This is a genomic window from Williamsia phyllosphaerae, from assembly GCF_014635305.1.
Lineage (GTDB): Bacteria > Actinomycetota > Actinomycetes > Mycobacteriales > Mycobacteriaceae > Williamsia_A > Williamsia_A phyllosphaerae.
In genome coordinates this window covers 786,508-798,995 of record NZ_BMCS01000003.1, presented here as the reverse complement: position 1 = coordinate 798,995, position 12,488 = coordinate 786,508, and the positions used below count along the sequence as shown (strand labels likewise).

Below are 12,488 nucleotides of genomic sequence, written 5' to 3'. Positions count from 1 at the left end.
CGATCTCAAACACCCTGTGCGTCGTCGCCCTCCAGCTCGGGCGTTTCACGGCGACACGCCGGTTTCTTGATCCCTAGTCGACGGCGACGGTTCGTGAACTGTATGTTCACACCGGGGAGTGAAAACATTTTTTTCACAGGGAGAAGGAATCACGGTGGGGAATTCACAGGGGCGCCATCGCGCCCAGACCAAGCACGCAGCACCGACACGCACGTCGTCGCCGTCGAAGCGCAGAGCGCAGCTTCTTCTGGCGACGTCCGGAGCCACCGCTGCGGCGGTCACGCTCGGCATGGCGGCACCGGCGATGGCGGTCGCACCGGCTCAGCTCCGCGAGAACTGTTCCTGGAACACCACTGCCGATCAGCAACGCAACATCCAGACGTGCAAGTTCTTCTCGAACTCTCTCGGTCGCGAGGTCGCCGTGGAGGTCCGTGCGTCTGATCAGGCCGCGGGTGGTACCGAGAACGGGATCTACTTCCTCGACGGTCTCGGGGCGAACAACGACTACAACACCTGGGCCAACCCGGATGTGGGTGAGGTCGACGCGTACAGCACGGGCGTCAACCTGGTCCTGCCCGCGGGCGGTGCCGGCGAGTGGGCGACCAACTGGCAGACCAACCCCATTCAGAACGGTCAGAAGGTTCCGGCGCCGCAGTGGGATGACTTCCTCAGCACCGAACTGCCCGACTACCTGGACAAGAACTTCTCGATTCAGAAGCAGAACAACGCCATCGTCGGTGTCTCGATGTCAGCGGGACCGGCCATCATCCTCGCCCTGAACCATCCCGATGTCTTCTCGGTGGTCCGTGCGTTCTCCGGCTTCTATCAGACCGACAATGCGCTCGGCTATCAGGCGATCCCGTACATCCAGAACGATCGTGCCGGAATCAGCAACGGCGGAATCGCGATGTGGGGCGATCCGACCATGCCCGGCAACACCTGGGCGGCAAACGATGTCAGCAAGCGACTCGGTGAGCTCAAGGCCAACGGCCAGATCGCCATCATCTCCGTCGGGAACGGTGTCCCGCCGCTGAAGACCGTGCTGGCGCTCATCGCGCAGGGTGGCCTCCTGGGCATCCCCGCGGCGGGTGTGGCCATCGCGACAGGCGTGGCGATCGAGATGGGATCGCTGATCTCGACCACCATGTTGAACGCGCAGGCCGTCATGACCGGCGCGCCGGTCCGCTTCCAGTACAACTTCGGTAGCCACGACTTCTACTCGTGGGCCAAGTCCGCTCCGTCAGATGCGGCGGCGATCGAGAAGGCACTCGCAGACGCGCAGGCGAAGCTGGACGCGGCGAACAAGACCGCCTCGAGCACTGACAAGGTCTCGACGATCAATGCCGCTGCTGTTCAGGAGATCTCGAACTCGGGTGCTGTGACCGGGGCCGACTCGACGGCCGCACGATCTCTCACGAGCGTCGGATCCACCGCGAGCCCCACGTCCACGGGTGTCGCGACCGCGCCGGTCGCCACGACGTCTGTCACGGTCCCTGCGTCCAGTGTGACCACGCCGGTCGCCCCGGTGGCGACCTTCTCGTCGAGCGGCTCGTCTGCCTCCGGCACGGGGTCCTCGACCACGCCGACGTCGACGAGTCCCGAATCGACGTCAACGGCTCCGGTGGAGTCGTCCCAGGCTCCGGTGACGGCGTCGGAGACGACGCCGACGTCGTCGGCCACGACGTCTGCGACAGGTTCAGGATCGGCGGCGACGCAGACGGATTCGACATCCACGAGCGAGTCGACTTCCAAGAGCGCGTCGACATCGAAGAGCGACTCGACATCGGCGGCGTCGTCGGCGAAGTGACGTCGTCGCGCTAGGACTGCTCTTTCGAGCACCACCAGGTGGTCCTGCCGCCGACTGTGCCGCGCTTCATCGGCGCGCCGCATCGGGGGCAGGACGCGTCCGCGTGCCGGAACGGGATGATCTCGCCTGTGTGGACGCCGCCCTTGCGGATCGCCGCCCGGGTGCACCGTCGCAGCACGCGACGGAGCTCGTCGGCCTCGTCGACGTCGAGCGTCTTGGCCCGTCGCGACGGTGAGATGGCCGACTGCCACAGCACCTCGTCGGCCAACAGGTTGCCGATGCCGGAGATCGCGTTCTGGTCGAGCAGCCTGGCTTTGAGCGGGGCGGCGCTGGCGGCGATCATGGTGCGGAACTCGTCGCGATCCATCTCGGCGGCGTCGGTGCCCAGGGCGTCGATGTCCGGCTCCAGCCGGACCCGACCGAGGCGCCGCTTGTCGAACAGTCGCAACTGTCCGCCGTCGTCGAAGGTCATCGAGAACCGCGTCCACTCCGGCTTGTCCTTCTCCCGCACTCCGACTTTCGCGTTACCGCCGCCGTAGTTCGACGAGTTCTCGCCGTCCGGGGCGGTGACGATGATGCGACCACCCATGCCGAGATGGACTCCGAGCGAGGGACCGGGCGTGCCGTCCGCGGTCTCGGTCTCGCACCACATCGCTTTGCCGCGTCGATTCGCCGTGGTGAGTCGCCCCCCGACGAGAGCGTCGGCTATCTCGCCGGGCCGGTGCGGGCGGCATTCGTATTCGTCGTGGTCGTCGATCTCGGTGATGGTGCGGTCCAACGCTTTCTCGACGACCTGTCGCGCGTTCTCGACCTCGGGAAGTTCAGGCACCCTACCGGTATACCTGCTCCTCGACCGGGGCTGCGTCGTCCTCGCGAACATGGCGGCGTCGACGGACGACCAGGATGGCCACGGCGACGGCGAGAATCGTGTAGACGACGTAGTCGAAGTAGCCGAGATAGTCGTGGAAACGTTCGTGCTGCGTCCCCAGCGCGACCCCGACACCGAGCAGCAGGCCGTTCCAGACCGCGGAGCCGGCGATGGTCAGTGCACTGAAGACCGCGAGGTTCATCGCCCCGGCGCCGGCGGGCAGCGAGATGATCGATCGCACCCCGGGGATCATCCGACCGAGCAACACCGACCACGTCCCGAATCGCTGGAACCAGTGCGCGCCACGTTCGGCGTCGCGGCGGCTCACGATGCGGGTCCAGACGGCGGCGTTCACGGTGCGGTCGAGCCCGACCAGCCGTCCGAGCAGATACAGCACCAGCGCCCCGATCCAGGCGCCCGCGGTGCTCCACAACAGCAGTCCCACGAAGGACAGGTCCCCGCTGCGGCTCAGGTATCCCGCGAAGGGCAACACCACTTCACTGGGGATCGGCGGGAAGATCGTCTCCAGGAAGATCAGCAGTCCGATTCCGGCGTCGCCCATGCGCTCGAGAACGTCTGCCGCGAAGCCGGTCAGTCCGGTGAATCCGTGCTCGCCTGCCGCTGTCACTGTCGCGGTGCTCAACGCCGCCGACCTCCTGGTGTTCATGCGGCCCTCTCGCCGCGTTCCCAACCATCATCCAGAAAAACGGACACTTCACCGGGTCGACGTGGGGGACGCCACAGCGTCATCAGTCGCCGAGGGCGAGGATTCCCTCCGCCGACGCGACGCAGATGGTGTCGAATTCGTGGGGTATCTCGTCGCCGACGAGTGGCCGGATCAGCCCGTACGGACCCTGCCGGGTCGCGAGCAGCGCGAGCCGGTGGCGACGATCGGTCAGACGTCCGTATCGCCGCTTCACGACGTCGCGCAGTGCGACGTCGATGGCGTCGTTGACCGTTGCCACGTCGTCGCGCATCGAGTCGGGGACCAGATCGATCAGGTCGACGCGCCGATACAGGGTCATGGCTTTCGCGTCGTGTGGGTTGTCGCGACAGAACTGCGGGATGTGTCGCGCCAGCGCAGCCATGGCCGCACGCGGGTCGTCGATGGTCGACGCGACCAGCAGGCCCTGGTGAAAACGATTGATCGATCGCACCCACAGCGCTCCGAACAGCGCGTCACGGGAGGAGAAGCGGTGATAGATCGACCCCGTTGGTGCCCCGACGATGGCAGCGACGTGGGTGATGGTCGTGTCGCGCCAGTGCTCGACGCACGCCTGTCCGGCCGCGTCGAGGATCTGGTCGACGGAGAACTTCTGGGGTCTTGCCACCCACGAAACTCTAGGGGTAGTTTGCGAACATGCCAACTAGAACTGAGGCTCTAAAACCCGCGTCGCGATGGCTGAGGTGGGTCGCGTGGGCAGCGTTCGCGGTCACCGTTCCGTCGGCGGTCTGGCGCGTGTTGATGATCGTGGGCCTCATGCCGGGGACTGCGGAGCTGCGTGAGTTCGAACTCGCCGACGATCACCTCGTCGGCTACGCCTACGTGTTCGGACTCAGCGTCGTCCAGCTGGCGACCTCGTTCCTGACGGTCGGTCTCGCCAGTCGTTGGGGCGTGGAGCTGATGAACCGTCGAGTGCCGCGACTGCCCGTGATCATGGTCGCGACGCTGGGCGGGCTGGCCGTCACGTGGTTGTTCACCGTCTCGATGACCACACAGATTCTGACGGGTCATCGTCCCGACGCCGGGCACACACACGGGACAGCCCTCGTGCTGATGGTGGCCTGCTACGCACCGATCGTTCTGTGGGGACCGCTGGAACTGTTGGCGACCTACGGGTACTGGCGGCGCCGTCGCGCCACCGTGCCCGCGCCGCAGCTGCACGGTCAGCGGAGGCAGGTAGTGTCCGGCGGGTGAATTCGAGTGCTGTGCGCAAGTCCGTGAACGCCCGCATCGCCGAGGAACTGGCGGTGGGAGAGCACCAGGTCGCGGCGGCGGTGCGGCTGCTCGACGAGGGCTCGACCGTGCCGTTCATCGCCCGCTACCGCAAGGAAGTCACCGGCAGTCTCGACGACGCGCAGCTCCGCACCATCGACGAGCGTCTGCGTTATCTACGTGAACTCGACGAGCGACGGACCGCGATCATCAAGTCGATCGAGGAGCAGGGCAAGCTGACCGACGACCTGCGGGTCGCGTTGGAGGCTGCCGAGACGAAGTCCCGCGTCGAGGACATCTACCTCCCGTTCAAGACCAAGCGCCGCACGAAGGCGCAGATCGCTCGCGAGGCCGGGCTCGAGCCTCTCGCCGACCGGCTGCTCGCCGACCCGTCGCTGGTACCCGAGGCTGTCGCGGCCGAGTTCGTGACCGAGGGATTCGACGACGCGGCCGCTGCCCTCGACGGCGCGCGGTTCATCGTGATCGAGCGTGCGGCCGAGGACGCCGATCTCGTCGGCGCCACCCGCGAGAAGTTCTGGAACGACGGTGCACTCCGTACCGCGCCGAAGTCGGACTCGGTGGTGAACACCCCTGCAGGACAGAAGTTCCGTGACTACTTCGACTACTCCGAGCCGCTGCACAAGATGCCGTCGCACCGAGTGCTCGCCGCCCTGCGTGGCGAGAAGGAGGATGTCCTGTCGCTGACGTTCGACGGCGGTGAGGACGAGGCCTACCAGGCGCTGGCCGCGGCATCGCTGGGAATCGACCTGTCGCATCCCGGTCCCGCGACGGCCTGGCTGGCGACCTGCGTCCGCTGGGCGTGGAAGGTGAAGCTGCACCTGACCGCGGAGACCGATGCGCGCCTACGACTGCGCAAGCAGGCGGAGGACGACGCGGTCGCAGTGTTCGCCCAGAACCTCAACGACTTGTTGCTGGCCGCTCCGGCCGGCGCCCGCACCACGCTGGGTCTCGATCCCGGCTTCCGTACCGGTGTGAAGGTGGCCGTCGTCGACGGGACAGGCAAGGTTCTCGACACCTGCGCGATCTACCCCCACCAGCCCCAGAAGCAGTGGGACACCGCCAAGGCGACGCTCGCGGCCCTGGTCGCGCGGCACGGTGTCGATCTGATCGCGATCGGCAACGGTACCGCCTCCCGCGAAACCGACGCGCTGGCAACCGAACTGCTGGCCGAGATCCGCTCGTCCGGTAGCGCCGCCCCCGCCAAGGCGATGGTCAGCGAGGCCGGCGCATCGGTGTACTCGGCGTCGGAGTACGCCAGCTACGAACTCCCGCAGCTCGACGTGACGCTCCGCGGAGCGGTGTCGATCGCGCGCCGCCTGCAGGACCCGCTGGCCGAACTGGTCAAGATCGAGCCGAAGTCGATCGGCGTCGGCCAGTACCAGCACGACGTCAACCCCGGCACGCTTGCGCGCAGCCTCGACGCGGTCGTCGAGGACGCGGTCAACGCCGTGGGTGTCGACCTGAACACTGCGTCGGTGCCGCTGCTGGCCCGGGTGTCCGGTGTGTCGACGACGCTCGCGGAATCGATCGTCGCCCATCGCGACGCGACCGGCCGCTTCCAGACCCGCAAGGCCCTGCTCGACGTACCGCGGTTGGGGCCCAAGGCGTTCGAGCAGTGCGCGGGGTTCCTGCGGATCACCGACGGCGCCGATCCGCTCGACGCGTCGGGGGTCCACCCCGAGGCCTACCCCATCGTCCGCAAGATCCTCGACCGCTCCGGTGTCGCACTCGCCGAGTTGATCGGCGACACACGGTCGCTGCGCACGCTGCGTCCCGTCGACTTCGCCGACGACCGCTTCGGCGTCCCGACGGTGACCGACATCCTGGCCGAACTGGAGAAGCCCGGTCGCGACCCGCGTCCCGCGTTCACCACCGCGACGTTCGCGGCCGGTGTCGAGAAGGTTGCCGACCTCACGCCCGGCATGGTTCTCGAAGGTGTCGTCACGAACGTCGCGGCGTTCGGTGCGTTCATCGATGTGGGTGTGCACCAGGACGGTCTGGTCCACGTGTCAGCGATGTCGGACAAGTACGTCTCCGACCCGCACGAGGTGGTGCGCTCCGGTCAGGTGGTCAAGGTCAAGGTGCTCGAGGTGGACACCGACCGCCAGCGCATCGGGTTGACGCTGCGACTGAACGACGAGGTCGGTCCGGGCGCAAAGAAGCCGGGCGCACCGAAACAGGAACGCAGGCAGGGTGGTCGGCCGCCGCAGCGCACCGGTGATACCGGTCGCGGCAAGCCCGCTCAGAACAAGAGCAACGACCGCCGTCCGACGCCCGCGCCCACCGGTTCCATGGCCGACGCACTGCGCAACGCGGGGTTCGGCAAGTAGCTTCACCGGCAGTTTGTCGAACCGCGCTCCGCGGAGCGTGGTCCGCGTCACGCCTCGGCGTCGAAGTCCCGTCGCGCACGCTCGATGTCGTCGATGTGAGAAGACGCCCATTCGAGGAGGACGTCGACCGGATGTCGAAGGGTCTTGCCCAAGGGTGTGATCCGGTACTCCACGGCGACGGGACGCGAGCTGATCACCACTCGCTCGACGATTCCGTTTCTCTCGAGGCGCCGCAGTGTGCCGGTCAGGGACTTCTGCGTGACATCGGGGATGGCCCGACGCAGCTCGTTGAACCGGCACGGTCGTTCGCAGAGCTCGTTGAGGACGTGAAGCGACCATTTGTCGAGTACGTGATCGAGCAGCTCGCGGTGAGGAGCGCTGATCGCGAGTTCGTTGCGGTCGGTGGTATCCGGCATGAAACCTGGTCTCGTTGAAGTGTCCTGCGTCTACTAGGTATCAAGAACATACCTACTTCGAGGAATTGAGGAGACCAGACATGTCAGTGACTTTCTTGAGTCCCACCGGGATGACGCAACCCGTTCCTTACCACCACGTGGCGGTGGCGACCGGCACCCGCCATGTGCATGTCGCCGGGCAGATTGCACGCCTCTCGGACGGAACTCCGGTGGCTCCCGGCGACCTCGCCGGACAGGTGGCGCAGGCGCTCCGCAACACCGCGATCGGATTGACGGGCGCCGGCGCCTCGTTCACCGATGTGGTTCGGCTCACCTTCTACGTCACCGATTGGACGCCGGAGAAGATGGGGGACTTCATGGCCGGTGTCGAACAGGTGGCTACCGAGATCGGGCTGTCGTCGCCCATGCCCCCGGCCTCCCTCATCGGGGTGTCGATCCTCTTCGAGCCCGATGTCCTTGTGGAGGTCGAGGCAACCGCGATAGTCGATTGACCCCGTCCGGTCAGTACCCCTTACCGCGGAGGTAACTCGCCAACGCGGTGATGGTGGCTGGGTTGCGCGGGCTCTCGACCAGTGCGGCATACGGGAACGAGATGAAGTTGCCCTCCCGGACCGCAGTGGTGCCGGCCATCAGTGGCTGGGCTCGTAGTTGGGCGATCTTCGCCTGGACGGTGTTGGCCGGGCCGGCGCCGTAGTCGACGACGACGATCACCTGCGGATCGTTCTGGGCGGCCGCCTCCCACGAGACCGACGTCCACGAATCGTTGAGATCGTCGAACACATTGGTGCCGCCCGCCTCGGAGATGATCTGGTCCGGCGCGGCGTTGCGACCGGCGGTGAAGGGTGCGGGATCGGCGCTGTCGAAGAGCAGGACGCGGGCGCGGCGATCGGCAGCCGGCGCCTTCGCCGACGCGGCGGACACCTCGTCGCGATAGCTCTTGACGAGGGAGGCGGCACGGTCCCGGACGCCGAAAATCGTTCCCAGGTTGTCGATGTCGTCGTACAACGCGTCGAGTGGACGCTTGATGCCGCGCTTGGTGGTGCCGGGCTGCCGACATGCCTCGGTCAGCTGATACGGCGTCGCGCCGATGGCGCGGATCCAGTCGGGTGTCACGCCGGTGGACTCCTTGAACCCGTAGTTCCATCCGGCGAACACGAAATCGGGATCGGCATTCTGGATCACCTCACGGGTGAACGCGGTGCCGAGCGATCGGGTGGTCTCGAACTCCTGGCGCCACGGCGACGTCGCGAGATCGCGGTCCTTGCCCTCGTAGGTGGTGTAGCCGACCATCCGATCCTGCAGGCCGAGAGCGAACATCATCTCGGTGATGCCGGTGTCGTTGGTCAGCGCACGGCTCGGATTCGACGGCACCGACAGCGGCCCCGAGCAATTCGAGACCTCGACCTTCGCGTCCGCACCGGACGACGGCGAGGCGTTCTCGACCTCGGCACCGCAGCCGCTGATCACCAACGCCGCCGCCACGGCGCACACCACGCCGCCGAATGTGGATGTCTTCATGGGTGGAACCCTTCGTCGAAGATGATCTGAGGAACTGAAGTGCGCGGATGGGGGACGACGTGAGCGCCGATCCCGAACCATTTCTCGATGGCGGCGACGGTCAACACCTCGGCCGGTGTGCCCTGCAGCACGATCCGACCGTCGAAGACGACGGCGAGATCGGTACAGAACTGGGCGGCGACGTTCAGGTCGTGCAGGGCCGCGATGACGGTGACACCACGGTCGCGTGCCGCACGCATCACGGCGTACTGATGCTTCACGTCGAGGTGGTTGGTCGGCTCGTCGAGCACCAGGATCGGCGTCTGTTGCGCGAACGCCCGCGCCACGAGGACACGCTGCGCCTCACCGCCGGACAGCTCGCTGAACAGCCGGTGACGTAGATCGGTGGCCCCGGCGTCCTCCTCCGCGCGGGCGCAGATCAGCTCGTCCTCGGTCGACATCGACTGCAGCAGGCGCACGTGGGGGAGCCGGCCGGTGCGGATGACCTCGGCGACGGTGAAATCGAGGAACATCGTCGAGGACTGTGTCAGCGCGGCGACCTGACGAGCGTTCTCCCGAAGGGAGCTCGCGCCCACCCGCCGGCCGTTGATCGTGACGTCGCCGCTCGTTGGCTTCAACGCCCGGTACAGACATCGCAGCACCGTCGACTTGCCGCTGCCGTTGGGTCCGATGAAACCGAAGAAGCGTCCCGTCTCCACCGACATCGTCAGGTCGTGCACGATCTGGGTGCCGCCCAGGCGCACCGATACTTCGGAGTAGTCAATTGCGGATCGGTAGTCGGGACCGCTCATGGCGACACCGTCCGGGTCCGCCTGCGCATCAGCAGGATGAACGTCGGCACACCGACCGCGGCGGTGATCGCGCCGATGGGCAGCTCGTAGGGCGGGACCAGGGTGCGCGAGATGATGTCGGCGACCACGACGAACAACGCTCCGAGCAGCGGGCAGAGCACCAGGACCCGCCGGTGGTCGGCGCCGACCAGCAACCGGGTGACGTGCGGCATGATCAGCCCGACGAATCCGATTGCGCCGCAAACCGAGACGATCACGCCGACGATGATCGCCGACGCCACGAACAGTCCGAGACGGAACCGTCCGGCGTCGATGCCGAGGCTCGCCGACACATCGTCGCCCATCGACAGTGCGTCGAGGTGGCGGGCCACGGCGACAGCGAGCACCACGCCCACGACGGAGACCACGCCGACCAACCAGACCGAATGCCAACTGGCGGCGGCGAGGCTGCCGAGCAACCAGAACATCACGCTGCGGGCCGCGTCACCGGCCGGCGCGAGGAACACCAGGACGGTCGTGACGGCCGAGAAGCCGTATCCCAGTGCGGTGCCCATGAGGACGAGGCGCAGTGGTTCGAGTCCGGATGAGGTCCGGGCCAGCATGAACACGATGACGGTGGCGAGCAGTGCGCCCAGGAACGCCGCCGAGGGCAGTGCGTAGAGCCCCAATCCGCCCAGAGCACCGAACAGCACGACCGCGGTGGCGCCGACCGACGCACCCGAGGAGATCCCGAGGATGTAGGGGTCGGCCAGGGCGTTGCGCACGACGGCCTGCACGATCACGCCGACCGTGCTCAGTCCGGCGCCGACGACGATGGACGTGAGCACCCGGGGGAGTCGTGAATCGACCACGATGCGATAGTCCGGGGCGTCCGCGCCGGTGATGACGCCGCCGGACAGCTCGGCCCACAGGTAGCGCAGGGTCGCCGACGGGGCGATGTGCACGCTGCCGACGACCAGACCGAGAACAGATGCGCCGACCAGCGCGAACAGAGCGAGCGCCATGAAGACGGCAAGGCGGCGTCGCTGCGTCTGCACCGCGGGCCCTTTCCGTCGAACGCGGAAAAGGGGTGCGGGCAGCCATGAGTCACTCACGCGCCGCACCGACCATGTCCCACGAGGTCGATGAGCGGTCGTGTCGGTCGACACGACCAACGGCGGCAGGTCTTCGGACTCTCGGGCACGGCATCGTGTGATGCCACCTACCAGCGACTGCTTCCCGGCCCAGGGCCAGTGCGTGTTGTCGCGTCGTTCCCGATCACCGCTGCGGGGCAGTTCCGGACTGTCACCGGATTCCCTCTTACGGCGCTCCGATCGAACTTCCGACCAGAGCACGCCGACGTCGGGAGTGAACCTACATCACGAACCGGGCACGCTCGGCGTCGTGGGTTGCGTCAGCGTGTGGGGGTGTCCTCGTTGAGCATGTTCTTCATGAACATGAACAGCTCCTTGTCGGTGAGAGCACGCCATTGCGGGGCAAGCAGTTTCATGTACTTCTCGACGTAGAGCAGCTGCTTGCCGACCAGCACGAGCTCTCGGGGGAGCTTGAGGTCGTACGCCTTGGCCAGCGCGGCGAGCTGGCTGCCGAGCGCGGTGTAGGACATCCCGCCGAGGTCCTTGCCGGCGAGGGGAGCGGTGAATCGACGCATGTCCTTGGCGCCCTCGCGGGTGCCACCGGGTTTGCGCACCGCGCCGAGGGTGAACAGGGCTCGACCGGCTGCTTCGTAGTCGTTGCGCAGGAACAGGTCTCCGACGAGGCGCCGCATGATGCGTCGGGTGCGCGGATCGAAGCGACCCACGATGCCGAAGTCGATCAGGACCAGTCGACCTTTCTCGTCGACGAGGACGTTGCCCGCGTGGAGGTCTCCGTGGAAGGTGCCGCCGTGGAACGCGGACTCCAGAAACGACAGCAACAGCGTGCGGACGATGTCGGTGCCGTCATGTCCGGCGGCGCGGATTGCGCGGGCGTCGTCGATGCGCAGCGCGTCGACGTACTCCATCGTGAGCACCTCGCGGGTGGTGAACTCGTGATGGACCTTCGGCACGCGGACCCGGTCGGCCAGAGGTGTGCCCGCAAGACCGGCGACGAAGTCGTCCATTGCCTGGGCCTCGTTGCGGAAATCGACCTCCGCGGCCAGACCGGTGGCGAAGTCGTCGACGACGTCCGACGCACTGAGCATGCGGCCGTACGGCGAGAGCTCGACGAGCTGGGCGACCCGTTCGAGGATGGCGACATCGGCGGCCAGTCGCGTTGTGATCCCGGGGCGCTGCACCTTGACCACGACGCGCTCGCCGGTGTGCAGCGTCGCGGTATGGACCTGCGCGATGGAGGCGGACGCGATGGGCGCCGGGTCGAAGTCGGCGAACACGGTCGACGGGGAGGCGCCGAGTGCGGCGGTGAGGACGGCATCGATCACCTCGGGTGCGGCGGGTGCGACCCGGTCGAGGAGGGTCTCGAACTCGCGCGAGAGGGTCGGGGTGAAGACACCGGGGCTCGATGCGATGAGCTGTCCGAGCTTCACGTAGGTAGGCCCGAGGCGCTCGAAGACATCGCGCACCTCACGCGCCGCGCGGGGCGCCACGGACTGTGACGGTCGGTAGCCGACCGCGAACTCGGTGACCCCGCGTGCGATCTGGAAGGCGGTCGCGCCCACGCGTCGGACCTCGGCCACCGGTGACACGTGTGGCAACCGGGACGGCTCGGCGAGTGTGCCGTGTGCCACCTCGATCGCGCTTGTGTCGGTGTCGGCGCTGGTGGGAACGGGTTCGGGCAACGGTGAGGTCATTTTCTCGGGTCGCATC

General features: G+C 67.0%; 12 protein-coding genes and 1 riboswitch. Of the genes, 4 read left to right on the top strand and 8 right to left on the bottom strand.

Annotated elements, in window-relative coordinates:
• The first annotated feature begins 154 nt into the window (after positions 1-154).
• Positions 155-1,807 carry an alpha/beta hydrolase-fold protein gene (locus IEV93_RS22285; RefSeq protein WP_188493113.1) on the top strand — a complete coding sequence of 551 codons (1,653 nt, stop codon included), beginning with the start codon at positions 155-157 and terminating at the stop codon, positions 1,805-1,807.
• A gap of 10 nt (positions 1,808-1,817) precedes the next feature.
• On the opposite strand, the gene IEV93_RS22280 is transcribed toward IEV93_RS22285, so the two are convergent.
• The 3 genes from IEV93_RS22280 to IEV93_RS22270 form a co-directional block, all read right to left on the bottom strand.
• Positions 1,818-2,636 (bottom strand): Fpg/Nei family DNA glycosylase, encoded by an 819-nt coding sequence (locus tag IEV93_RS22280; protein ID WP_188493111.1) that lies wholly within the window; start codon positions 2,634-2,636, stop codon positions 1,818-1,820.
• Position 2,637: 1 nt separating this feature from the next.
• Positions 2,638-3,318, bottom strand: a complete 681-nt coding sequence (locus IEV93_RS22275; protein WP_229705399.1) for a DedA family protein — start codon at positions 3,316-3,318, stop codon at positions 2,638-2,640.
• Positions 3,319-3,424: 106 nt separating this feature from the next.
• Complete coding sequence (locus IEV93_RS22270) at positions 3,425-4,006, bottom strand: TetR/AcrR family transcriptional regulator (protein ID WP_188493106.1); 582 nt, start codon at positions 4,004-4,006, stop codon at positions 3,425-3,427.
• A 29-nt stretch (positions 4,007-4,035) separates the two neighbouring features.
• Here IEV93_RS22270 and IEV93_RS22265 point away from each other — a divergent pair, with 29 nt between their 5' ends.
• Positions 4,036-4,593, top strand: coding sequence for a hypothetical protein (locus IEV93_RS22265; RefSeq protein ID WP_188493104.1), 558 nt, complete (start codon positions 4,036-4,038; stop codon positions 4,591-4,593).
• Positions 4,590-6,962: a Tex family protein gene (locus IEV93_RS22260; protein WP_188493102.1), complete on the top strand. Its 2,373-nt coding sequence runs from the start codon at positions 4,590-4,592 to the stop codon at positions 6,960-6,962. The genes IEV93_RS22265 and IEV93_RS22260 overlap by 4 nt, the downstream gene beginning before the upstream one ends.
• Positions 6,963-7,009: 47 nt before the next feature.
• Here IEV93_RS22260 and IEV93_RS22255 read toward each other — a convergent pair whose 3' ends face one another.
• Complete coding sequence (locus tag IEV93_RS22255) at positions 7,010-7,378, bottom strand: winged helix-turn-helix transcriptional regulator (protein WP_188493100.1); 369 nt, start codon at positions 7,376-7,378, stop codon at positions 7,010-7,012.
• An 80-nt stretch (positions 7,379-7,458) separates the two neighbouring features.
• On the opposite strand from IEV93_RS22255, the gene IEV93_RS22250 reads away from it, so the two are divergent.
• Positions 7,459-7,869: a RidA family protein gene (locus IEV93_RS22250; RefSeq protein ID WP_188493098.1), complete on the top strand. Its 411-nt coding sequence runs from the start codon at positions 7,459-7,461 to the stop codon at positions 7,867-7,869.
• Between the two features lie 10 nt (positions 7,870-7,879).
• On the opposite strand, the gene IEV93_RS22245 is transcribed toward IEV93_RS22250, so the two are convergent.
• The 4 genes from IEV93_RS22245 to IEV93_RS22230 all read right to left on the bottom strand — a co-directional run bounded on the left by IEV93_RS22245 (position 7,880) and on the right by IEV93_RS22230 (position 12,472).
• Positions 7,880-8,896, bottom strand: a complete 1,017-nt coding sequence (locus tag IEV93_RS22245; protein ID WP_188493096.1) for an ABC transporter substrate-binding protein — start codon at positions 8,894-8,896, stop codon at positions 7,880-7,882.
• A complete protein-coding gene (locus IEV93_RS22240; protein ID WP_188493094.1) occupies positions 8,893-9,687 on the bottom strand; it encodes an ABC transporter ATP-binding protein in 795 nt (264 codons plus the stop codon). The genes IEV93_RS22245 and IEV93_RS22240 overlap by 4 nt, the downstream gene beginning before the upstream one ends.
• Positions 9,684-10,691, bottom strand: a complete 1,008-nt coding sequence (locus IEV93_RS22235) for a FecCD family ABC transporter permease (RefSeq protein ID WP_188493337.1) — start codon at positions 10,689-10,691, stop codon at positions 9,684-9,686. Before IEV93_RS22235 ends, IEV93_RS22240 begins: the two co-directional genes overlap by 4 nt.
• A gap of 137 nt (positions 10,692-10,828) precedes the next feature.
• A riboswitch (cobalamin riboswitch) is annotated at positions 10,829-11,042 on the bottom strand.
• Positions 11,043-11,080: 38 nt separating this feature from the next.
• Positions 11,081-12,472: an ABC1 kinase family protein gene (locus tag IEV93_RS22230; protein WP_188493092.1), complete on the bottom strand. Its 1,392-nt coding sequence runs from the start codon at positions 12,470-12,472 to the stop codon at positions 11,081-11,083.
• Positions 12,473-12,488: the final 16 nt, after the last annotated feature.

Bases quoted from the DNA above. Each gene is read 5' to 3' on its own strand.
- IEV93_RS22265 (WP_188493104.1), top strand. From the start codon at position 4,036: ATGCCAACTAGAACTGAGGCTCTAAAACCCGCGTCGCGATGGCTGAGG.
- IEV93_RS22250 (WP_188493098.1), top strand. From the start codon at position 7,459: ATGTCAGTGACTTTCTTGAGTCCCACCGGGATGACGCAACCCGTTCCT.
- IEV93_RS22255 (WP_188493100.1), bottom strand. From the start codon at position 7,378: ATGCCGGATACCACCGACCGCAACGAACTCGCGATCAGCGCTCCTCAC.
- IEV93_RS22245 (WP_188493096.1), bottom strand. From the start codon at position 8,896: ATGAAGACATCCACATTCGGCGGCGTGGTGTGCGCCGTGGCGGCGGCG.
- IEV93_RS22230 (WP_188493092.1), bottom strand. From the start codon at position 12,472: ATGACCTCACCGTTGCCCGAACCCGTTCCCACCAGCGCCGACACCGAC.
- IEV93_RS22235 (WP_188493337.1), bottom strand. From the start codon at position 10,691: ATGGCGCTCGCTCTGTTCGCGCTGGTCGGCGCATCTGTTCTCGGTCTG.
- IEV93_RS22240 (WP_188493094.1), bottom strand. From the start codon at position 9,687: ATGAGCGGTCCCGACTACCGATCCGCAATTGACTACTCCGAAGTATCG.